Source organism: Frigoribacterium sp. AC759, assembly GCF_979256015.1.
In genome coordinates this window covers 1-275 of record NZ_CEEDMT010000087.1, presented here as the reverse complement: position 1 = coordinate 275, position 275 = coordinate 1, and the positions used below count along the sequence as shown (strand labels likewise).

General features: G+C 61.5%; 1 protein-coding gene. It reads left to right on the top strand.

The genetic code is table 11. The features are described from left to right. On the top strand, positions 1-268 hold a 268-nt coding region (gene rpsL / locus ACZ6JE_RS15195), incomplete at its 5' end, for a 30S ribosomal protein S12 (RefSeq protein WP_464319479.1). Between the last annotated feature and the right edge of the window lie 7 nt (positions 269-275).

Genomic DNA, 275 nt, shown 5'->3' with positions numbered 1-275 from the left:
CGTTTATACGACGACCCCGAAGAAGCCCAACTCGGCTCTGCGTAAGGTCGCCAAGGTCCGTCTGGCCAAGAACGGCTATGAAGCCGTTTGCTACATCCCCGGTGAAGGCCACAACCTTCAGGAACACTCGGTTGTTCTGATCCGCGGCGGCCGCGTGAAGGACCTTCCCGGCGTTCGCTACCACATCCTGCGCGGCGTGCTCGACACGCAAGGCGTCAAGGACCGCAAGCAGCGTCGTTCGCACTACGGCGCCAAGCGTCCGAAGTAAGCCATTC